Source organism: uncultured Nostoc sp. (assembly GCF_964245575.1).
Classification (GTDB): domain Bacteria; phylum Cyanobacteriota; class Cyanobacteriia; order Cyanobacteriales; family Nostocaceae; genus Nostoc.
This window is the reverse complement of the sequence record NZ_CAXTNP010000002.1, coordinates 12,842-34,962: the sequence shown is the minus strand read 5'-3', so window position 1 is coordinate 34,962 and position 22,121 is coordinate 12,842. Positions and strand designations below refer to the sequence as shown.

At 41.4% G+C, this 22,121-nt stretch carries 21 protein-coding genes; 10 read left to right on the top strand and 11 right to left on the bottom strand.

The genetic code is table 11. The features are described 5' to 3' along the window. Window positions 1-12: 12 nt before the first annotated feature. The gene (locus ACFFAP_RS00545) at window positions 13-1,413 is read right to left on the bottom strand and encodes a protein kinase (RefSeq protein WP_375509388.1); all 1,401 of its coding nucleotides are present in this window, start codon (window positions 1,411-1,413) and stop codon (window positions 13-15) included. Between the two features lie 300 nt (window positions 1,414-1,713). Further along, window positions 1,714-2,727: a LysR family transcriptional regulator gene (locus ACFFAP_RS00540; RefSeq protein WP_375509387.1), complete on the bottom strand. Its 1,014-nt coding sequence runs from the start codon at window positions 2,725-2,727 to the stop codon at window positions 1,714-1,716. Between the two features lie 212 nt (window positions 2,728-2,939). Between ACFFAP_RS00540 and ACFFAP_RS00535 the strand changes: the two genes are divergently transcribed. The 3 genes from ACFFAP_RS00535 to ACFFAP_RS00525 all read left to right on the top strand — a co-directional run bounded on the left by ACFFAP_RS00535 (window position 2,940) and on the right by ACFFAP_RS00525 (window position 6,786). Next, window positions 2,940-3,662 carry an NnrU family protein gene (locus ACFFAP_RS00535; RefSeq protein ID WP_375509386.1) on the top strand — a complete coding sequence of 241 codons (723 nt, stop codon included), beginning with the start codon at window positions 2,940-2,942 and terminating at the stop codon, window positions 3,660-3,662. Between the two features lie 415 nt (window positions 3,663-4,077). Next, complete coding sequence (locus ACFFAP_RS00530; RefSeq protein ID WP_375509385.1) at window positions 4,078-4,464, top strand: thioredoxin family protein; 387 nt, start codon at window positions 4,078-4,080, stop codon at window positions 4,462-4,464. A 219-nt stretch (window positions 4,465-4,683) separates the two neighbouring features. Then, window positions 4,684-6,786 carry an NAD(P)H-quinone oxidoreductase subunit 5 gene (locus ACFFAP_RS00525; RefSeq protein WP_375509384.1) on the top strand — a complete coding sequence of 701 codons (2,103 nt, stop codon included), beginning with the start codon at window positions 4,684-4,686 and terminating at the stop codon, window positions 6,784-6,786. 218 nt (window positions 6,787-7,004) lie between these two features. Here the strand turns inward: ACFFAP_RS00525 and ACFFAP_RS00520 are convergent, their stop codons facing one another. Both ACFFAP_RS00520 and ACFFAP_RS00515 read right to left on the bottom strand, forming a co-directional pair. Continuing rightward, on the bottom strand, window positions 7,005-9,947 hold the full coding sequence (locus ACFFAP_RS00520) for an NACHT domain-containing protein (RefSeq protein ID WP_375509383.1): 2,943 nt from the start codon (window positions 9,945-9,947) through the stop codon (window positions 7,005-7,007). A gap of 46 nt (window positions 9,948-9,993) precedes the next feature. After that, window positions 9,994-10,887, bottom strand: coding sequence for a hypothetical protein (locus ACFFAP_RS00515; RefSeq protein WP_375509382.1), 894 nt, complete (start codon window positions 10,885-10,887; stop codon window positions 9,994-9,996). 297 nt (window positions 10,888-11,184) lie between these two features. Here ACFFAP_RS00515 and ACFFAP_RS00510 point away from each other — a divergent pair, with 297 nt between their 5' ends. After that, window positions 11,185-12,762: an NAD(P)H-quinone oxidoreductase subunit 4 gene (locus ACFFAP_RS00510; RefSeq protein WP_375509381.1), complete on the top strand. Its 1,578-nt coding sequence runs from the start codon at window positions 11,185-11,187 to the stop codon at window positions 12,760-12,762. 302 nt (window positions 12,763-13,064) lie between these two features. Continuing rightward, entirely contained in the window at window positions 13,065-13,247 is a 183-nt protein-coding gene (locus ACFFAP_RS00505; protein WP_375509421.1) for a hypothetical protein, read from the top strand. 131 nt (window positions 13,248-13,378) lie between these two features. Here the strand turns inward: ACFFAP_RS00505 and ACFFAP_RS00500 are convergent, their stop codons facing one another. Continuing rightward, window positions 13,379-13,537 carry a hypothetical protein gene (locus ACFFAP_RS00500; protein ID WP_375509420.1) on the bottom strand — a complete coding sequence of 53 codons (159 nt, stop codon included), beginning with the start codon at window positions 13,535-13,537 and terminating at the stop codon, window positions 13,379-13,381. 300 nt (window positions 13,538-13,837) lie between these two features. Between ACFFAP_RS00500 and ACFFAP_RS00495 the strand changes: the two genes are divergently transcribed. Beyond that, complete coding sequence (locus ACFFAP_RS00495; RefSeq protein ID WP_375509380.1) at window positions 13,838-14,812, top strand: hypothetical protein; 975 nt, start codon at window positions 13,838-13,840, stop codon at window positions 14,810-14,812. 2 nt (window positions 14,813-14,814) lie between these two features. Continuing rightward, window positions 14,815-15,306 (top strand): hypothetical protein, encoded by a 492-nt coding sequence (locus tag ACFFAP_RS00490; RefSeq protein WP_375509379.1) that lies wholly within the window; start codon window positions 14,815-14,817, stop codon window positions 15,304-15,306. A gap of 2 nt (window positions 15,307-15,308) precedes the next feature. Here ACFFAP_RS00490 and ACFFAP_RS00485 read toward each other — a convergent pair whose 3' ends face one another. From ACFFAP_RS00485 to ACFFAP_RS00465, 5 genes are all read right to left on the bottom strand, one after another. Continuing rightward, complete coding sequence (locus ACFFAP_RS00485) at window positions 15,309-15,479, bottom strand: hypothetical protein (protein WP_375509378.1); 171 nt, start codon at window positions 15,477-15,479, stop codon at window positions 15,309-15,311. Further along, the gene (locus ACFFAP_RS00480) at window positions 15,442-15,888 is read right to left on the bottom strand and encodes a DUF29 domain-containing protein (protein ID WP_375509377.1); all 447 of its coding nucleotides are present in this window, start codon (window positions 15,886-15,888) and stop codon (window positions 15,442-15,444) included. Before ACFFAP_RS00480 ends, ACFFAP_RS00485 begins: the two co-directional genes overlap by 38 nt. Further along, window positions 15,885-16,091, bottom strand: a complete 207-nt coding sequence (locus ACFFAP_RS00475) for a DUF433 domain-containing protein (protein ID WP_322687809.1) — start codon at window positions 16,089-16,091, stop codon at window positions 15,885-15,887. The genes ACFFAP_RS00480 and ACFFAP_RS00475 overlap by 4 nt, the downstream gene beginning before the upstream one ends. 13 nt (window positions 16,092-16,104) lie before the next feature. Then, window positions 16,105-16,380, bottom strand: a complete 276-nt coding sequence (locus ACFFAP_RS00470) for a LapA family protein (protein ID WP_375509376.1) — start codon at window positions 16,378-16,380, stop codon at window positions 16,105-16,107. Window positions 16,381-16,525: 145 nt separating this feature from the next. Continuing rightward, window positions 16,526-17,950 (bottom strand): phosphoglucomutase/phosphomannomutase family protein, encoded by a 1,425-nt coding sequence (locus tag ACFFAP_RS00465; RefSeq protein WP_375509375.1) that lies wholly within the window; start codon window positions 17,948-17,950, stop codon window positions 16,526-16,528. A gap of 147 nt (window positions 17,951-18,097) precedes the next feature. Here ACFFAP_RS00465 and ACFFAP_RS00460 point away from each other — a divergent pair, with 147 nt between their 5' ends. The 3 genes from ACFFAP_RS00460 to ACFFAP_RS00450 all read left to right on the top strand — a co-directional run bounded on the left by ACFFAP_RS00460 (window position 18,098) and on the right by ACFFAP_RS00450 (window position 20,135). After that, window positions 18,098-18,952, top strand: coding sequence for a PD-(D/E)XK nuclease family protein (locus tag ACFFAP_RS00460; protein WP_375509374.1), 855 nt, complete (start codon window positions 18,098-18,100; stop codon window positions 18,950-18,952). 146 nt (window positions 18,953-19,098) lie between these two features. Then, entirely contained in the window at window positions 19,099-19,278 is a 180-nt protein-coding gene (locus tag ACFFAP_RS00455; protein ID WP_375509373.1) for a hypothetical protein, read from the top strand. 185 nt (window positions 19,279-19,463) lie between these two features. Next, the gene (locus ACFFAP_RS00450) at window positions 19,464-20,135 is read left to right on the top strand and encodes a hypothetical protein (RefSeq protein ID WP_375509372.1); all 672 of its coding nucleotides are present in this window, start codon (window positions 19,464-19,466) and stop codon (window positions 20,133-20,135) included. A gap of 108 nt (window positions 20,136-20,243) precedes the next feature. Here ACFFAP_RS00450 and ACFFAP_RS00445 read toward each other — a convergent pair whose 3' ends face one another. After that, complete coding sequence (locus ACFFAP_RS00445; RefSeq protein ID WP_375509371.1) at window positions 20,244-21,911, bottom strand: transglutaminase domain-containing protein; 1,668 nt, start codon at window positions 21,909-21,911, stop codon at window positions 20,244-20,246. Window positions 21,912-22,121 lie beyond the last annotated feature (210 nt).

Here is a 22,121-nt window from a genome sequence, read left to right as displayed (position 1 = left end):
CACCAAAAGTTTTTAAAGTAAGAGAGATAATAATTTATAAATAAGTCGAAATACGGCTGTTAGTGAAATGGCTACTAAGGCTGCTGCAATTGATAAAATTACTACTGCCTTAATACCAAGACCCCCCTGTAAAAAAGGGAGAAAAAAAATAACAGCAAAAGTAATTGTTGGAATAATTAATAAATCGAACTTTTCAATCCACCGCCTGGTTTGAGCAAATATCAGTATCCCCAAAATCACACATGCAACAGTGAAAGTAACTATTGGTGATTTTATTAGACTGAAAAGAGCGATCGCAATTAATGCCCCTTCAAATCCACTAAATGCCGCCCCACCCAGCAATTCCACTGTGGAAAACGCTGGTTGAGTTGGTGGGCGGGGGACGACGGGGCTAGAACCTTTGGGTGGTTGTGGCAAAAGTGTTACAGAGGGCGAATTAAATTGTGTAGGGGCTTGAGCCGCCTGTGAGTTAAGTGCATCTAAAACCTCCTGGGCTGACTGGAAGCGCTGATTAGCAGCAGGTAGCAGCATCTTATCTAATATGTCAGCAAGGCGAGGGCTGACAGTAACTTGCGATCGCCATTTCCACTGGTTGCTATAAGCATCAAACAGTTTAACTGCTTCCTTATTTGTCAATAAAGTAATAAGAGTGACAGCCAGAGCGTATAAATCCGTAGATGGGAAGACTTGACCTCCAGCCATTTGCTCAGGCGGTGCAAATCCCATAGAATAAATTCCTGTGGAAGACGCAGCAGAACCAAGTGCAACATTTGTTACTTGTTTAACTGCGCCAAAATCTAGGAGAAAAAGTTTCCCATCACGACGGCGCATGATGTTAGAGGGTTTAATATCTCTGTGGATAATGCCTCTATGATGGACAAACTTTAGCACCTTCAGGATTTCTTGCAGCACCTCCAACACTTGCTGTTCAGAAAATTTGCCCTGTTGAACTAATTCTTCTTCTAAGTTTTGCCCATCAATGTATTCTTGTACCAAGTAAAAAAACTGGTCTTGCTGTCCTGGTTGCAAACCATTAACTATCACTGGAAAGAAAGCAAACAAGTCAGGTATTTGCTCGTGATCGTTACCAAGTTGTGCTAAAACTTCTGCCTCTCTCTCAAACATCAACTGTGCTTGTTGCAGTTGATTTAAGGTTAAATTTCCCGCTGGTTGAAACTGCTTAACTACGCATTGACGCATCCCCGGTATTCGGCGATCGCGTGCCAAAAAAGCTGCTCCAAATCCCCCCCTTCCCAGCAGCTTCAAGGGGACATATCGACCATCTAGCAGCAATGGCATACCACAGGTAGTACAGTACTTTTGCTGCGTTGTTTTCAGCGTCGTAATATCATCTAAATCGGCAAAATAGTTTTGTGGGCGTAGGCAACGTGGACGAGTACAGTAAACTTCCATTTTCGTGATTAGTCATTAGTCAAAATAATTCGTAATTCATTCAGGTTATATAGAAACTAAACTTCTTTATCAAGAACAGGAAACTTTTTTACTGATGTCAATTTTTAGCTTGCCTACGCTATGCTACGCAAAAAGCTATAAAATAATAATTACGAATTACGTTAGCGCAGCGGTAGCGAGTCCGCGTCCCTTGCGCCTCTGGCAGAGAGCGTCATTACGAATTATTTACTCATTGGTCATTTACAAAAAACATAGGATAAATGACGTAGACGCCCTAAGGGTAGGACTAATGACCAGATTTTAGTCTTCGGCGGCAGAGGTGGACGTAGTTATATCCAATGTAGATATCACTATGCTTTTTTGTGCCAATGTTAACACATCTTGACTCCATCCAGGATTAGCAAACTGGGGCAAAATTTCCCGACTAAAAGCTTCTGCGGCCTTGGATCTATAGCGATTAGGATTAAAAATCAGCCACAGTGTCCGTTTGACGACAACGCCTTCAATGGGGGTACGGTGCAGAACACCCATTTGTAACTCTTTAGCGATCGCGCTAGTTGAAACAAAGGCAGCCCCCAAACCAGATTGCACAGCATTTTTAATTGCTTCGATGGAATTTAATTCCATTTCAACCTTAAAACGTCTCGTATCAATTTCACAGCGTGCTAGCACTTGGTCAATAACTTTGCGGATAGTCGATTGGGAATCTAGGGCAATGAATTGTAATTTGTATAGGTCTTCTTTTTGGATTTTTTCCAGTTTGGTAAAGGGATGAAAAACAGGTAGAATTAGCGCTAGTTCGTCTTCAGCGTAAGAAACAACTTCCAAGGATTCTGATAGTTCACCAGGAATTTCACCGCCGATAATTGCCAAATCAACTTGTCCGTTAGCGACACTCCAAGCAGTCCGCCGCGTAGAGTGGACGTGTAATTGCACTGCCACATCTGGATATTTTTGTCGGAACATACCGATCATTCTGGGCAAAAGATAAGTGCCGGTGGTTTGAGAAGCACCGACAATTAAAGTACCGCCTTGGAGATTTTGTAAATCCTCGATCGCGCGGCAGGTTTCCTGACACAGACTGAGGATTTTTTCACCGTAACTTAGGAGTAGATGTCCTGCTTCGGTTAATTGGGCGCGTCGCCCTCCCCGATCAAATAGGGGGACATCTAGCTGCCGTTCGAGATTTTGCACTTGCAAGCTGACGGCAGGTTGAGAAACGTAAAGACTATCAGCGGCACGCTTGAAGCTTCCTTCTTGTGCGATCGCTTTGAGGATACGTAACTGATCTAAAGTGAAAGGAAGGTCAGACATAAGGCTCAAACCACAAACTTTGAAAGGAGCAGATGCACACAACAAATCAGGTTTGGCAGCAATTAGCCAGGTATGATTTGTTGCATATTAAACTTGAAAACTTGACTCGAAAAAGACAGTAGCACAACATCTTGACTAAAGTCTCCCTTTGAATACTTTGTGGTATTGGTTGTACTGAGTTCCATTTTCTTTAAATTATTTCACCCGTGTATATGCTGTTGATTTCTTGGTTGACACCCAGTCATTTTGTCATGCTGGGGCTACAAATAGTTTTTGCGATCGCTCACAGTGGAGGCGCTGCTTTGCGTCCTTGGGCAGAAAAATATATTGGCCCAAGGCTTTATCGCGTTCTCTTTGCATTAGTCAGCCTACCTTTGGCTGTCATATTAATTATTTACTTTTTTGGGCATCGTTATGATGGTTTGCAACTTTGGCAGGTACAAGGAGTGCCAGGAGTGCGAGAATTTGTTTGGCTGTTGTCAGCTATCTCGTTTTTATTTTTATATCCTGCTACCTTCAATCTACTAGAAATTGCTGCCATTCAAAAGCCCCAAGTTCATCTCTACGAAACAGGAATTATTCGGATTACCCGTCATCCCCAGATGGTAGGACAAATAATTTGGTGTGTTGCCCATACTCTGTGGTTGGGTACTACCTTTACCCTTGTGACTTCCATTGGATTGGTGTTACATCACTTGTTTGGAGTTTGGCACGGCGATCGCCGTCTCTTGCATCGCTATGGAGAAGCCTTTGAAATTGCCAAACAAAGAACTTCAATTATTCCATGTAAAGCAATTATCGACGGGCGTCAATCTATCAAATGGCAGGAATTTATTCGCCCTTCCTATTTGGGAGTTGCCATTTTCATAGTTTTGCTTTGGTTATCGCATCCTCTGTTGCTGGAAGCAACTAGTAAGATAAAATGGGAAATTTAGGCGATCCCCAGTGTCAGCATCAAATCCAAAATAGATAAGGATTTCAGCTTATCAATTGCCCTAAATCAATGTAGGATAAGTTCAAATATCTATCGATGGGGGTGGTCTGAGTCCGAGTTAAGATTTTAAATTGGTAGTTGTTGGTCAGTTACCTTTCCTTGGGGAAAAATGGCAGATTCAGTCAAATCCCCAGGTGGCCACGGCAATCAGGAGCCTAACATCCAAAAAAGCCACCGTGAGAGTGGCGCTGGCTTTTATTGTCAGAGACACATCAACACCTCAATTTTTACCTAATTATTCTGTGTCCTGAAATTTGGTTCCTGAAAGCATTTATCGGCAGTTACTGACTTGCCAATCTTTCATTTCAATGCTGATAGGTAGTTTAATATAAAAACCTTATAATCCAAGAGGCGTCATGGTGTTGTCGGTTAGTGAGCAGACATTTACTCAAGAAGTTTTAGAATCACCTATTCCTGTTTTAGTTAATTTTGAAGCACCTTGGTGTGGCTTGTGTCGGATTATCCACCCACTGTTATTGCAATTTCAAGCCCAATGTGGGGAAGAAATTAAATTAGTTGGGGTTAATGCCGATCAAAATTTTAAATTGTCTACTACTTATAGGCTCAAATCACTACCCACTTTACTATTGATTGAAAATGGCACTATTCGCCATCGCTTGGAATGCTTTCGCGGTAGAGAAGATTTACGTCTAGCTTTAGAAGAGATTAAAGTTAAGTACAGCAGTTGCCCAAAAATTTACAAGAGTTCAAAAACAGTGGACTTAGAGTGTCGATCAGCCTGATGGATATTGGGTATGGGGCATAGGGCATGGGGCATAGGGCTAATGACCAATGACCAATGACCAATGACTAATGACCAATGACCAATGACCAAATCTAAAACCATGCTTAACACCCCACCCAATCAGTCTTGGGTGGGTTATTTTATCCTAAAGGGTGTGTGTCACAATTATTAACAGTTTTGACACGCTAATCAAGAATTCTAAAAGTAGGCGTCAGTGATGGAAGTAATCTATCAGTATGCCTGGCTGATTCCGGTGTTCCCTCTTTTTGGAGCAATGCTGGTCGGTCTAGGGTTAATCTCGTTGAATCAGGTGACAAACCGCCTACGGCAGCTTAACGCTGTGGTGATTATCTCCATGATGGCAGCAGCTATGGGGCTGTCGTTTGCCTTGTTGTGGAGTCAAATTCAAGGACACGCGCCTTATCTCCGTACCTTTGAGTGGGCGGCAGCAGGTAATTTTCACCTGAGCATGGGCTACACTATTGACCACCTGACAGCCCTAATGCTGGTGATTGTCACAACGGTAGCCTGCTTAGTCATGGTTTACACCGATGGCTACATGGCTCACGATCCCGGTTATGTGAGGTTTTACGCCTATCTAAGTTTGTTTGGCTCTTCAATGTTAGGTTTGGTGGTCAGCCCCAACCTAGTACAGATTTATATATTCTGGGAACTGGTCGGGATGTGTTCCTACTTGCTGGTCGGTTTTTGGTATGATCGCAAGTCAGCAGCAGATGCCGCTCAAAAAGCGTTTGTGACCAACCGCGTGGGCGACTTTGGTCTATTACTCGGTATTTTGGGGCTGTTCTGGGCAACAGGAAGCTTTGATTTTAATATCATGGGCGATCGCCTCGCCCAACTTGTCGAATCAGGTTCGATCAGCAATTTTCTCGCTGTCCTGTTTGCGATTTTAGTTTTCTTAGGGCCAGTGGCGAAATCAGCCCAATTCCCCCTCCATGTCTGGCTACCAGACGCGATGGAAGGCCCCACCCCCATTTCTGCCTTGATTCACGCAGCAACGATGGTGGCGGCGGGTGTTTTCCTGATTGCCCGGATGTACCCAGTATTTGAAGACGTTCCAGCCGCAATGAACGTCATTGCCTTTACTGGGGCGTTTACGGCGTTTTTGGGGGCAACTATTGCCATTACCCAAAACGACATCAAAAAGGGCTTGGCTTACTCCACCATTTCCCAACTTGGTTACATGGTGATGGCAATGGGAATAGGTTCCTACAGTGCTGGACTATTCCACCTGATGACCCACGCCTATTTCAAGGCGATGCTGTTCTTGGGTTCAGGTTCAGTAATTCATGGTATGGAAGGTGTCGTTGGACACGACCCCGCCTTAGCGCAAGATATGCGCTTGATGGGTGGACTGCGAAAGTATATGCCTGTCACAGCAACTACCTTCTTAATTGGTTGCTTGGCAATTTCTGGTATCCCACCCTTTGCTGGTTTTTGGTCAAAAGATGAAATTTTGGGGAAGGCTTTTGAGGCTAACCCACTCCTCTGGTTCATCGGCTGGCTAACTGCCGGGATTACGGCTTTTTATATGTTTAGAATGTATTTCTCGACATTTGAAGGCAAATTCCGGGGTACTGACGAGAAAATCAAGGAAAAACTTAAGAAAGCTGCGGCGACAATTGTCCTGGAATTAGAGTCAGAAGAACCAGTCCCGAATTTTGGGCCTGGGGCGATGAAGAAAGGAGAATTGGCGGCAACTAGTCAGCATCATGACTCCCATGACTCCCACGGACATCACAGCGACTCCCCCCACGAATCGCCGTGGACAATGACGCTGCCGTTGGCACTGTTGGCTGTGCCTTCGATTTTGATTGGTTTGGTGGGAACTCCTTATGCCAATTATTTTGAAGAGTTTATCTTTCCTCCTAGCGAAACTCTCTCCGAAGTTATAGAAAAGGCTGCCGAGTTCAATCCGACGGAATTCTACATTATGGCGGGTGCCTCAGTCGGAATTTCTTTGATTGCGATTACCTTAGCTTCGCTGATGTATTTGCGCCGTAAGATTGACCCGGCTGCGATCGCTGCTAAAATCCAACCACTTTACGAGTTATCCCTCAACAAGTGGTACTTTGATGACATTTACCATCGCGTTTTTGTCCTCGGCTTGCGTCGCCTAGCCAGACAAGTTATGGAAGTTGACTTCCGCGTTGTCGATGGTGCTGTTAACCTCACAGGCTTTTTCACCCTTGTTAGCGGTGAAGGTCTGAAGTATCTAGAAAACGGTCGCGCTCAATTCTATGCCTTGATTGTGTTTGGGGCAGTTTTGGGTTTAGTGATTGTCTTTGGTGTTACCTGATTTTAATAGGGGTGGACATTCGTCCACCCCTACATTATTTCTTGATTTCCTGGTTTGTTTACTAGATGCCCAGATTACGCAATAATTTATTTTATTACTGTTATTAAGTTTTTTTCTACAATATCTAAACTCTTTTCTTGAGCTAGTGAGAAGTTATTTACAAAATATAGTGACTTTTATTTAATAAATTCCAAACTCAAGCCTTGTAATTGTATATTCTATATTCCAAACCATTTATCTCTACGTGCTATCTCCCCTACAGGAATTGTTTTAGATGCCACAATATTCTTACATATAGCTTCCGCTACGGCAACCAAAAATCCAGGATAGCGATCAGGGTGTTTGGCAATCTCCTCAGCAAGATCAATTGGCAAAGGGTTTTTTTCTCCTTTTCTAGCAACGCGACGTGCAAACAAGTAGGAAGCATATTCCTCTGATATTGCTCCTTTAGCATAACTTTGAGCAATTACTTCCAATACAGGATGCCAATCAGTTTCATTTCTTTGAAGAAGATCAAGTGCAAACTCCTGGCAAAGTTTTAGTACTAATGGATCAGATTCAGTATACGCACTAAGATATGAAACATAAAGCTTTCTTTTACTTTGTTCTTTCGCACGTAAAGTAAATAAAGTAACAGTTCTTGCACCCAAAGTTTTTGGCATTGAATCTACATTAAAGTAGATCATGCGCTCGTGCAAGTCTTGTATTAGAGCAATTGTATCTTCTACAGAGCGATACAGACGCTGCCAGTTGTCAAAGGATAATTTTTCAATGTAAGAATCTATGGATATAGCCAAATTTTCTAAGGTTTTTGAACTACCCCAGGTTACAAGAATTAATGTAATGAACATGGCATCTACTTCGTTATTCACTTTATCTAACTGTTGCTGCCACCAACTTGGCCTACCAGCTTGCAATCTTGCATAACGTGTTCGTCGGCACAAAGATTTTGAGTGTTCAAGAAGTTCAGGGAATTCTTTGCATGTTTCACTTTTAGATTTAATTCCACTACCTATATTTGCAAGATGAAATAATGCCCAATGATCCCCACAAACTTCGCGAACTTTTTCAATAAGATTGTCCCAAGGAACAATATCAGTTGCCCATTCTTGGACATTGCGCTGTGATTCTTTTTGAGATGTCTCTACAATCTTGTAATACTTAGAAACCTGTGGAAATTCCGGGATAGAGTAGACATTATCTTTATTAAGAGCTTGCAAGAAATATCTACCATTATTAACTAGATGTGAAATCTGATGTTTCCAAATTTCAGAAAGTGTAAAGTTTAAATTCCTTGCCTTGAAAGCTACTGCATATCGACTTGCATCAATCGAGTGACTGAATAGCTCTATAAAACTACTTATTTGAATATTTCGACGATTATCAACTACAATATTTCTCTGTAAAATTTCATCTATAGTTAAACAAAAGTTTTTTTCAGTCATTTCGCAATAATCAAATCGCCGCATTTTAAAAAGGAGAGACACGCATTTTGCACGATTAACTTCATCTGATAAAATTTTTTTTATATCAACCAAACTAATTTTATTCAAAATACCTAAATAGTATCCATATTCAAGCCAGTTACCTTGCTCAATAATACTTTGACTATAAAAATATTTCTTCCATGAATTTAAAATTTCATCTGATGTGGCATTTACTCTGATTAAATCTATTATTTCTAAAGTATAGTCTTTAGGAGGATTTTTTTCTAGGCTCTTGAAACAGTGATCTATTAATTCTTCCTGTCCACAATCTTTTGGAAGTAATAGAGGGTTTCCTAGTCCAAGTCGGCGACTGTTAGAGGGTAATACATATCGCAATCCAATCTCATCTAGTATCAGTTCAACAACAGCTTTAACAGATTTAGGATGTTGCTTAAATACCCAGTCAGAAAGTAGAGTAGCTGCTAATATCCTAGGATGACTAATTAGTCGATATCCTTCCTGCTCAATTAAATCTTGTAACCTGTCAATGAGTGAAGGTAGTTCACCTTTGGTATAGCAGCCAGCATAAAATCTTGTAACGTTGAACCAATAAAAATTACGTGCTATGGCATCAAAACGATCAGGTAATGTCCCCGGTTTTTCATTTCCAGTTGGAGAATAAGGAGCAGTATCATAAAGGTATCGCGCCGTGAAGTACTCTCGCAGTGGTTGAACTTCAAATTCATAAGTACCTTCAACACGTTGTACCAATGCCATTATGCGTTCAACCATACCTCTAAATAATTCGTCTAATAATGATTTAGAATGACCTTCATCATCAAGATATTTTGAAAGAAGTTCATAAAGTTTATCTTTCGAGATACTACCATTACCTCCCTGTTCTGCCTCTGTGTGAAGTATCCAAGCAAAATATCTTTGAACATTTATTAAAAGTTCTCGGTGGTCACGAACTATAGGAGTCTTTGCTGCTTCACGATCTAGAAAATGCTTTATATAATCATCGTAAAGAGCTGTTCGTTTTTCTGGTAGCGATAAACCCTGACTACGAATAAGGCTTAGTAATATTGTCAACTGCATTGGATTTTTAGATAAATCGCGCAGATGTGGTTGATTTAGCTTTTCTTTTATAACCTTTCTAATTTCCGCAGCTTCTTTATTATCAAGCTTTCGTGCCTTAATCCAATTAGTTGTATATTCGTCAATCAGAGTACGAGTTAGCGAATCAAGCTGATAGTGTGGAAACTTCTCCTGTGGAAGACCAGGAGAATTAGCAAACGCTGCTGGACGACTTGTGACGATTACTTGGAGTGATTCAGCAATTGATTCAAGACGATTTACACCATTAATAATTTCATTAACAACTTCTTGCCTTTTCGAGATATCAGCAACTTCATCAAGTCCGTCAAAAACTAGTAGAACTGGACTAAGTTTCATGACAGCACGTAGATCACTAACATCAAACTCACCACCACCCGAATCATGCCGTACCAAGGCAGCAAGAAATGATTCTAAAGATTTTTGCCAATTAGAAGGAAGTTCTTCTTCTTCATCAAGTGAAAAAGGATTTTTTTTGTCAAGCCAAGTTGCCAAATCTCTCAAATCAATTTTGAATGGTAGACGAACTGGAGAGTATCTATGTATTGGAGGCAATTTTTCTAACGTTTCATCTTTATGATCTGTCGATAAAGAACGTAATACTTCATCATTGCCCAATACTCGCATCCGATGTACTTGGCACACATATTGAGTTATTGTCGATTTACCTTGTCCAGGCGCACCCTCGATAACTATTAGAGGGATATCTTTTTGAACCAAGATATGGAGTAAAAATGTTGCTGCACCAACTATCTCCTATCTCCCGTTCTTCTGGTCTAATATTGGAGTACAAATTCGCATCCCTGAAAGTAGGATTTACTTGAGTATTTCTATTTCTTTCAATATTTGAAGCAATCTCGTTATATATTCTATATAATTTAATTTCTTTCTTAGCAGTTGTATCTCTTTGTGGGGGAGAAATGGGAACATCTATAAACAAATCTAACAGCCTATTTTGCAGTTCTACCTGCCTGAATTTCACCTCTTGCTCTTGACAAAATTGATGTTTTACAAAAGAACGAATTGCATCAGACCTGCGCTCACTATTTTCTGAAAGCCTAGACTCAATAACTGATCGAATTAAGTCTGGGCCTGTGATCAATTCGGGATATACCCACTTTAGATCCCAAGAGCTATCCAGTCGGCGGTTTAAATCATCAAGCCACCAGCAGATAGATGGTACATCAAGCTTATTAAGTAGTTGATTAGCTTTATCTATGGAGCCTGAGTCAGGATGTGCAGTTCCAGGAACATTAGTAATCAAGACAAACCGGGTTGCTCCCTTGGGAATTTGCTTCTTAAGTTTTGGTGCTTCCTCCTCTAAAATTCCTACCAGCCATTTATGAGGATCAGGTAATGCAAACGGCCGTTTTACCCACTTAATTTGGTACATTATGAAACTGCGGTCAGAATCTATTCCCAAATACGCCACCGCATCTCGTCCCCCATCTGGTTGTGCAACTGGAAAACATTGGACGTTAGGATACTCTTTTGTCAGTAGTGCTTGGCAAAACTGCTGGAACTTTTCTGGGTTTAGATTCTGAAATGGGTAATCCATGTACCTATAATATTGAGGAAATATTATGCAATATTATATACTCTCTCTGCACTTGCATAATTCATAAGTATTGTTTCGGTAGTCGTTCTTTATTTAGGGTAAATTTTTGACTTTACTGGGAGTATCACAACCCACATTCCACACGCCCAAAGGTCAAAAAAGACTCCCAACAGAAGAAACGGGGGATTGCCAATTTAATTAAATCAACCTAACGAGGAAGACGAAATCCCCAAAAAGCTGTTACTTAATAACTAGTGACTTTTTGCCAAACATGATTTTGATAGCAGACGAATTGTGATGAATACAGCTAATTTTCCGTGGCTGACGACGATTATTCTGTTGCCGATAGCCGCTTCACTACTGATTCCCATCATTCCAGATAAAGAAGGCAAAACAGTGCGCTGGTACTCCCTGATCGTAGGGCTGATAGATTTTGCACTAATTGTTTATGCTTTTTATACTGGGTATGATTTCTCCAATCCAGATTTGCAGTTGGTGGAGAGTTACCCCTGGGTACCCCAACTAGATTTGAATTGGTCAGTAGGGGCAGATGGCTTATCCATGCCCCTAATTATTTTGACTGGATTCATTACCACCCTGGCGATTTTAGCAGCTTGGCCTGTCACCTTCAAGCCCAAGCTATTTTACTTCTTGATTTTGGCGATGTATGGCGGTCAGATTGCCGTGTTCGCCGTCCAGGATATGCTGTTATTTTTCCTGGTGTGGGAACTGGAACTAGTACCGATATACTTTCTGCTGTCGATTTGGGGAGGCAAAAGGCGGCAATATGCAGCGACCAAATTCATTTTATACACTGCTGGCGGTTCGCTGTTTATTTTGCTGTCTGCCCTGACAATGGGATTTTACGGCGATACGGTGACGTTCGATATGCGATCGCTCGCTTTAAAAGACTTTGCCCTCAATTTCCAACTTGCCGTCTATGCTGGCTTCCTGATTGCCTACGCCGTCAAGTTGCCGATTATTCCCTTGCACACCTGGCTACCTGATGCCCACGGTGAAGCTACAGCGCCTGTACACATGTTATTGGCAGGTATTCTCCTGAAAATGGGCGGTTACGCCTTAGTTCGGATGAATGCCCAAATGCTCCCCGATGCCCACGCTCTTTTTGCACCAGTGTTAGTGGTTTTGGGAGTAGTTAATATCATCTACGCTGCCTTAACATCCTTTGCCCAGCGCAACCTGAAGCGAAAAATTGCCTACTCCTCAATTTCCCACATGGGCTTTGTGATGATTGGTATTGCCTCCTTCACTGATTTGGGATTGAGTGGGGCAGTGTTGCAAATGGTTTCCCACGGGTTAATTGGGGCGAGTTTGTTCTTCCTGGTTGGCGCAACTTACGATCGCACACACACCCTGATGTTGGATGAAATGGGCGGTGTTGCTAAGAGAATGCCGAAGATTTTCGCCATGTTCACCACCTGTTCAATGGCTTCTTTGGCACTGCCAGGGATGAGCGGTTTTGTGGCAGAATTAATGGTATTTGTTGGCTTTGCCACTAGCGATGCTTATAGTTCTACCTTCAAAGTCATTGTGGTATTCTTAATGGCAGTTGGAGTAATTTTAACTCCGATTTATCTGCTGTCGATGTTGCGAGAAATTTTCTACGGAGAAGAGAACAAGGAATTAGTTTCTCACCAAGCTTTGATAGATGCTGAACCCCGTGAAGTATTTATCATTGCCTGTTTGTTAATTCCAATTATTGGTATTGGTTTCTATCCGAAATTGCTGACTCAAATGTATGACGCCACAACTGTACAATTGACAGCAAGATTGCGTGATTCCGTGCCGACATTAGCACAGCAAAAAGACGATGCACTAAAGGTTTCTTTGAGTGCGCCTAAAATCGCTAATTAAGTTGCGAGTTTAAATATTGATTACTTTGAGGGCGGGTTTTGTACCTGCCCTTTTTGTTACTCACTCGTAATTTTGGATTCGGTAAAGTAAAAAAAATTATCGACCTGAGTTAAAAAATTTTGCATTGGTAAATGATGAGATGCAATCCGCTTGGCTTTGTGAAAAATTGCTTTGTTGGGTTGCGCTTTGCTTGGGGAAAATAAGCTAATATAATTTCTTTCCAAGGGCTATCAAAATCAGCGCGATCGCACATCAATAGATTACCTACAATCTATCTAGAATCAGATTTAGCAAAACCGCTCATGTTAAACTACAATCCACTGCATTGTTTGCCATCTTCCGAAGAACTACCCGACTCAGATGATACTGCTGTGGATAATGAACTCCAAAATTTAATTCCCGGCTTGCTAAAAACGACATCAAATTTTGTAGTTTTCGCTGCCTTAATGTTAATTAGCTTCCTGAGTAGGGAATTATATCTATAAAGCAACTCATTGCTTGACGGTACAAATCGTCATGACTGGTTGCTCAATAAATATATTTACCAAAACCTGTATCAAAAATATGGAAGTAAAATTAGGATTTGGAGCAGTCCCAAAACCTCAATATGTCTTTGTCAGCAAAGAATCCGATCACTGTTGGTATATGACTTGGGCATTCGCAATTGTGCTTTAGCAAAAAATTCTTCTGACAAGGGTGGAATATCTGAGGTGTCGATGTCTTCGTCACTCATTGCATCGACTCTAGCCCAATCGGTTCTTGAGGTATTGTTCATAGCGTTTTCGTTCGTGAGACAGTGCCTTTCGTAATGAACATAAATTGCTGGGTTTCTACTTCAAATCAATTTATAGTGATGTGCGATCGCTTGTCCATTGCATTGAGATGTTAGCTTCCCTGCGATCGCACTCAAGACGAAAAGGATTGACAACTGCATTCATCGCAGTCTCAAATTTATACCTTCTGAATGTTAATTAGTTAGTATCTATGGGAAATATAAGTATAAGGTGATGCCTTGTTTTTATGTTTAACCCGTAGACAAGTACTGACCAAATACTAATCACAATCAGGAGTATTCATGATTCCACTTATCTTAGGTGCTGCTGCTTTAGCTACTGGAGCCTTCGGAGCAGTAAAAGGTGCTGAAGGGATTGGCAATATGAATCAGGCAAAGGAAATTGGTGAACAGGCTCAACAAAAATACGAAAGTAGCTTGCAAAACTTAAAAGCAGCTTGGGAAATTACTAACCAGTCGGCAGAAGCCTATGGTCAAATGCAGCTTCGTATCAAGCAGGGTACAATTTCAAACTTTATAGCTTTTATTGAGAGAATTGGTCAGCGAGCTTCCCAAAACAATCTGTATATTCTAACTGGATTAGACATTTCCACTCAGCAGATTCAGGAGTACAAAACAGAAGTTATCAAAGCTGAACAGTGGGTGAAAGGTGGTGTGTCAGCAGCTGTTGCAGCCTCAGCAGCAGGTTCTGGTGCAGTTACCTTAGCAAGGAGTGTAGGTACTGTTACTGTTTCTAAGTTCTTTGGATTGTGGGCTGGTGAAGTCGCTATCTCACAAATTGGTGGTGCTGCGGCTTGGACTGGAGCCATAACTTGGTTAGGTGGTGGTACTAGTATGGCAGTTGGTGGTGCTGTATTGGGAGGTATTACACTAGGCCCCGCGTTGATGGTTGGGGGTTTTCAACTTGCTGGTAAGGGTGAGGAAGCTTTGACTAAAGCGCGAGAGTATGAAGCTAGGGTAAATATAGAAATTGCCAATATTGAAGCAGCTCAAGATTTTCTATTACAGGTTAAACGGCGAACAGTGGAACTGGCTAATTTAGTGTGTAATTTAAACAACCGTGCTAAATCTGCACTTCAAGAGCTTGAAGCCCAACCTTTTAATCGTGATCGCGATGCTAGTAAATTTCAAGAGGTAGCACTTTTAATTAAAGCACTTGCAGAAATTATGAAAATTCCTATTTTAGATAATGAAGGACTATTAAACCCTGTTACTTTAAGCATCCAAGCTAAATACAAAACTCTGGGAGGCATTTAGCAATGGTTTTACCAAGTATCAGTGCAATATGTACTGCGGTTAACGCCACAAAATCGTTAGCAAGCATTGTTGCCAGTTACAAGCAAATTGGAGAGCAAGAACGGACTAAAAGGCGTGAGATAGCAGCTTTGGAAAAAACACAATGTGTTGATATAGTTGCTTCAGCTTATACTGAATATAAAATAATTGCCGAACAGGAACAGACAAAGAGACGAGAGATTGATGCTTGGGAAAAAGAAACAATCACCAAAATTAACGCCCAGCGAGAGTTGCTGATGGCGTATCTAGATCGCTCTTTTGATGAACGTGCAGAAAACTTTCGCGCTTTGTTTGCTGTCGTTGATAATGCGATCGCATCTGGCAATAATGAACAACTAGCCCTTACCTTAAACTCAATTACAGAAATAGCTAAATCTAGCCCTTTCAAAGACCTTGCAAATTTAGCTTCTGTTCGTGCTGCGCTAGATGATCCAGACCACGAATGGACATTTTGATTTTATAACAGTGCGATCGCTCTGCCACAAGTTTCTAAAAAAGCCTGCGTTGTCAGGCTTTTTTCATATAGTGTGAGGCTTACAGGCGTTATTATTTCATAGCGATCGCTACTACTAACACAGCCATAAATACAGTTATAAAATATCGCTTGCTTCCGGTAGCCAGTCTTCATCCAACACTAACTCTAAAGAATATGGGCACTCTTCTGGAAACACGGATAAAAGTATCCCTGTTTGCTTGGCTGCTTGGCGACGTGCCCTTTGATAGCTTTCCTCAAGCTGCTCTGTAGGATAGCTTTTAAGACTAGGACTATCGAGTATAGCTAACTCAATTTGGGTACGAGAATCAGTGATGGAATCGAGCCAACTATCAGAGCGACGCTGGGGTTGATATTGCCACTTGAGTAAATGCAATAGTAAGCGAGTTAGTTGACTGGCAATACCCCGTCGTTCACTTTTGCCCAAGCCTTCAACCTCTTCAATCAGATGTTCTACATCAACTTCCTGCCAGCGATGCGATCGCAATAGTTGGGCTGTCTGTTCAATCCACAAATTAAAATCTGCTTTATAAGTTGCGCTCATAGCCGTTCTCGATCAGCCGCATAGCTTAGGCAAGCCAAAATATCCTCTTGTGTCAAATAAGGAAAGTCATCAAGCACTTCCTCGTAGGTCATCCCAGAGGCAAGATAAGATAAAACATCGTATACAGTAATTCGCATTCCTCGAATACAAGGCTTACCACCTCGTTTTCCTGGTTCGATTGTAATAATGTTTTGGTACTGCACAGCTATTCAAACCTTAAAAATCTTCATCATCAACAAAAAATTCGGCATCGTCTTCCAATCGAGAATTACGCTGTCCAATACCAGCAAGTCCCCACAGAGGTTGCAGCAGTGCCATACCAATTAACCCGACAACGGCACTAAAAGCTAGCACTAAACCCATTGGTATCTGAATCGATTGGAATGTTAAAAATTTTAACGATACGGGTGTGGCATTTTGGACTGAAATAATTGCGATCGCGATTACCCAAACCGCTAAAACTAGAGATGTCAAAAAAGGAGCGATTTTCATAGTTTGATTGAAGTGAGGAGTTAGGAGTTAGAAGTTAAAAGTTATATTTTGAGCAAAATTAGAAATCAGGAGTTAAGACTTGTTAATTTACAACTCTTAACTCCTAATTCATAACTCTTAACTCTTAATTCTTAACTCTGACAGATTAAACTGCTACTGCCTCTAGTTTAGCAATGGCACTCTCTAACTCTTGGGCAATTTGGGTGAGTTTTTCGGGAGTGTTGGTTTCTAGATAGACGCGTACCAATGGTTCTGTACCAGAAGGACGTAGTAAAACCCAGCTACCTTCTTCTAAATAGAGCTTAATCCCGTCTTTACGCCCCACTTCCTTGACTTTAATTCCTGCTACCTGTGTAGGTGGATTTTTAGTAAAGGAGTCGATGACGGCGATTTTGTGCGCCTCTGTGAGGTGCAAGTCTAGGCGGTTGTTGTAAAGTGGGCCATCGGCTTCGGCGATCGCTTCTTTAACAAGTTGACTCAGAGGTTTGCCTTCATAAGCGATCGCTTCTGCCACCAGCATATCGGCTAATACCCCGTCTTTTTCGGGAATATGCCCAATAATACTCAAACCACCTGATTCTTCTCCACCAATTAATACGGCAGTTTCGCGCATTTTTTCGCCGATGTATTTAAAACCGACTGCTGTTTCGTAAATTTGCAGCCCATTTTTAGCCGCGAAATTATCCAGTAGGTGAGTTGTAGCGACAGTGCGGACTATAGCACCAGTTTTACCTTTATTTTTGATTAAATGACGTGCTAGAACTAACAGCACAGTATTAGGAGTGAGGACGGTTCCTTGTTCATCAACAATACCAAAGCGATCGCTATCTCCATCCGTCGCCAAGCCTAAATCAGCGCGATCGCGAACCACTGCTTCCACTAACTCAACTAATTGTTCTCCTTTGGGTTCTGGCATTCCCCCCCCAAATAAAACATCTCTCCAATCGTGGAAACTTTCTAACTGAACGCCACTATGTTGCAAAACTTCATCTAAATAGCCGCGAGAGGTAGAATACAAAGCATCGTACTTTACCTTTAAATTAGCGCTTTTGATTTTTTCTATATCAAGTAACGTGTAGATAAATTGTAAGTAATCAGGTTTCGGATCGAAAATTGAAATTGAACCTGATGGGTTACTCCCAGGCAACTCATCCGATGCACTTTCTATATTTGCCACAATAGTATCAGTAATCTCAGGAGTGGCAGGCCCAGCATAATCGGGTATATATTTAATTCCACAGTAGGGTGCTGGATTATGGCTAGCAGTAAACATCAACGCTCCTGCGGAATTTAGGTGACGGGCGTTGTAGGCAATTACTGGTGTGGGGCAATCCCGAACAGTAATTTTAACAGTCCAACCCAAGTCTGCTAGTACTTGGGCCGCTGTTTGGGCAAACTGGTCAGCTAAAAAGCGAGTATCGTAGGCAATAAGTACTGGTCTATCTTTTGTGTATGCTGTATCCAAGTAAGTGGCGATCGCTCTTGTTACTTTCCGCACATTGGGGAAAGTAAAGTCATCGGCAATAATCCCTCGCCATCCATCAGTACCAAATTTTATCTTGCTAGACATTTTTGCCACTTGCTCCCGTACATTATCAGTACTTTTAAAAGCTTCCCGCAAAGCGTGTGTAGCAGCAAGTACCCTCCGAAGTTCTTTTCTAAGGAAGCCTTAGTTTAAACTTCTCCCCACCGTATTTTCTCTCACTGTTTCTGAGCAATGTCAACCCCCGATCGACCCTTTGCCAGCTATCACCTTTGGTCTCTAGTTGCCCCAGCGACTGGGCAAGAACGCTGGCATTGCCAGATGAGACGGGGGTTTATCAAAGCGCGGCAACACGAACCACAAGTCAAAGCCCTTTTAGGGCAAGCCACCGCACCTCAGCGGATTGGCATACTTGCCCAAAAAGGCATTTATGAGTTTCATCATCACAGGCATCTGTTGAAGCAAGCAGATGGTGTAGAAAGAGTTGCACAGCTACTTAAATTAAGCAACTCAAGCGATCAAGTCCAGCAACGCGTGCTGCAAATTCTGAAAAAATATCACGATGCGCCGTTGCTTTTGGATAAAGATATTATCCAATTAACTCCGGGTGATGAAGGCTTTCCTAAACCGATAGTAGTTGAACAAGAAGATTATTGTTTTCGCTTATATGCGGCTATGGACTGCGTTTTCATGGAATCTGATAGCACTTTACATATTTTGGATTTCAAAACTGGTAAGTCGGCTTTTGACCGACGACAGGCATTAGTTTATTTATTAGCTGCTCGTTATCTTTACCCTGGACGAAAAGCTGTTGCATCATTTTATAATTTAGAAATATGTAAAAAATCTGAGTTAATTAGCATTAATAATATTGAATTAGAATCGTTAAAATTTGAGTTAGCTAATATTGCCCACAAGCACCAACACGATTTGCAAAAGTATCAGCAAAAAACTAGTAATTTCAGTAAAATTTTCCCTCCCAATCCTGGATCTCACTGCCGCTTTTGCCCATTTAACTCAATCTGTGACTTTGCAGATTTTAAGCAGCATCAATCGTATCCAGTGCCCAGTTTAAGAATTAATAGCTAATTGGTTTACCTCTTGAGATTGGTTCAATCTTCAAAAAATAGCTGCTAAATTCTCGTACTTTTACTGACCTCATTCTCGACTTCTGTCAGACAACCTAGATGTAAACTACACCTATTTTTATCTTTGGTTGTGAGGAGTTAAGACTAGTGCGATTAACCACAAATAAATCTATCTCTAGATTAGTAGGAATTTGGACGTTTCTTTTACTTCTAATATTTAAGGGAGTTTTTCCTAAACCTGCTTATGCATTCCTATCATCCCTAGATGCTTGCGCTGCTAATCCTGAATGTGCTGCGGCTATAGGCTCTGAATTATCTCCTGCTTAAGATAATTCTTTTCTATTCTGTAGATGAGTACGAAGCACTAGATAAATTCTTTGAATTGTTTGAAGAATACTTGAATAATAACAAGAGTTCAGAAGTTGACGAAAATAGTGGTTAAGTAGCGAGTAAGGTGTGTTATGCCGTAGGCTAACATACCCGACTTGCTAAATTCAATTGGGGTAATCAATATGAGGAATCTATCTAGACTTCTTCAAGAGATTAAAGATAATCCGGTTATGTACATAGACAAACCATCAATTACTTGTCTTCATTCATTCTTAAAGGGGTATTTAAGTGGTCTAATCCGACTAGGGTTTACTCAAGAAGGCTCTGGAACAGACGGGTTTAACGAGTGGATGCAAGAAAGAGCAAAAACTAATGTGAGTCAATCTTGGGCTGGGATAATTCTCTTTGGTTCTGGAAGTGAACGAACTGCTTTTTATAGGTTATTTGAAGAATTTGATCAGTTCTTAAAGCATAAAAATAGTTCAAAAATTCAAGAAAGTGAAGACGTTTTGAAGCTTCGTCAGGATTTGAGGTTTTCTCAGTTTGATATTTATAACGAGATTCTAAATAGTATAAAAAAAAGACCAGGAATGTATTTAGGAACTAATTCAATTACTAGACTAGATATGCTTCTGCGAGGATATAGTCTGGCTCGAAAAGAAGTTGGTGTACCTCCAACAGAGCCAGAAAGAGAATTTGAAGGTTTTCAATCATGGATTGAAGAAAAATATAGAATTAACTCAGGTCAGTCATGGTCTAAAATAATTCTTTTCTATTCTATAGACGAGTATGAGGCTCTACAGAAATTTTTTGAATTGTTTGAAGAATACTTAAATAGGAATAAGAGTTTATAAGTAGACAAAATTTGTGGTTAAACAGAGAGTACTAAGGTGCGTTAGCCTACGGCATAACACACCCTACTCACTTTCTCATCGTCTTTCCCCAATTCCCAATGCTCTAATTCAAAAAGGCGGTAATTCTTTAAGAATTGTAAACCGAATATGATTTATCGCCAAATCGCCAATGGGGATATCTTCTTTGGTTAGCCGCGCACCTTGACTTGTCACAGTTTCAAAGGTGATACCTTTGCCAATTTCAATATGATACCAGCACAAACCCATAAAAAAGCGCGTCGGATAAGGCCCACCTTCAGCCACATCGTCAGGATTTGATTCCATTGGCAACCAGCCAAAATTCGGGACGTAGAACTCCAACCAAACATGATTAAAGTCGGGTTGTAGCGGTACTCCTAGTAAGTCACTATGAGGAGGGCATTTGTACCTACCTACGGTGCGGCAAGGGATGCCATTTAAACGGGATAGGGCAAGTAAGACGCCGACATATTCGCCACAGGAACCAACACCCCGTTCTAAAACTGTATCTGGCGGGTCAATGTAAGGTTTAATACCGTATGACAACTGATCATAGACGTAGTTGCGGATGCTGTGCATTTTCCGCAGTACATTGGTTTCAGAACCAATCGCTTCTCTGGCGGCACGGCGAACAATGGTAGTATCCATTGCTAAATCGTCGTCATCCACTAAGTAGCGTGTTTCTAATTCTGGTGATAACTTAGGTATATTTTCTACATCTTTAGGTGTGATACGATACTTTATTCCGCGAACTTCTAAAACAGCTTTCCAGCCAAATATATGCCGTTCTCCTGGGGCAAGAGAATCAAATTTAAAGACTGCTACACGTTGCCCCTGTACCACTTCTTCGGTAAAGGGTATACCAATGGGTTCAACGTGTTTCACCTTTTGACGCTCAGTTTCGGATGGTAAGGCGATGCGCCATTCCACATCAGGTAAATAAACCTCGTCTAAAGGAGCAATTTCCTCAGCATAAGACATTTCAATGAGATAGCCATTAGAGAGGGCGTAGCGCTTATCTGGCTGGTAATGATAATACAGGGGGTGAATAAAAGTGCGATCGCGGAACGTTAGCTCATGACTCGGATCAGCATTTGGGTTGTCCCGGATATAAGGCTCCTCTGAGGCGTAAGCGATGTAGATACTTTCTTTGCCTGTTTCGCCATTTTTATGAATTGCGATGCCTGTAGGAGATTCAAAGGGTGTCAGGACACTAAATTTCAGTTCTCCTGTGGCTCTATCCATCGCGTAAACTGATTGTTCAGTGCGATCGCAAATCCACAACATTTCCTGGGTGACTGCTAAATTCTCTATCCCAACGCCTGGGGCATAAAACCTGGTAATCTCTTTTCGGGTTTCGCGGTCATAAATCAGAATGTAGCCTAGCCTTTGGCAGCTGACATAAACTGTTGTTTCCCAAACAGCAACACCGTCAGCAGGATAAGGCAATGTCACAAAATGTTCCAGACCCAAAGCATTGAGCTTGCACAAATAAACACTATTTTCTCGGCTCACCCACAGGGTATCTTCCCACGCAGCTAGACCAGTGACATCAGTAAATTCTTTAACTTGATGGGGATTGATAATTTTGCTGTTGTCAGAGGTGGGATCAATTTCTAGTAGATGTCCTTTAATACTGTCAATGGCAATCAGTCTGTCTTTAATGAAAGTAATGCCACACAAGGTAGCAGCAGTAAGCGGTCTAATTGTTTTTTGCCCAAACATCTGGCTTGCGGTCGTGGGGAGTGCAAAACTCATATTAAGCATATTTCTTGAATGGTTTAGCACGCCTGGGCAATTCAAAATTAAAAATTTGTCTTCAAAAGTTTGCTAGTTCGGGTAACCCTACTGGCACGCCAGTTCACTTGAGCGGGGAAATACGCAAGCGACTGGCTCAACTTTGGACAAAATTCAAAATAAAATGCAATCGTGCCATTTTGGCTATTGACTAGATGTAAATTAAAGCAA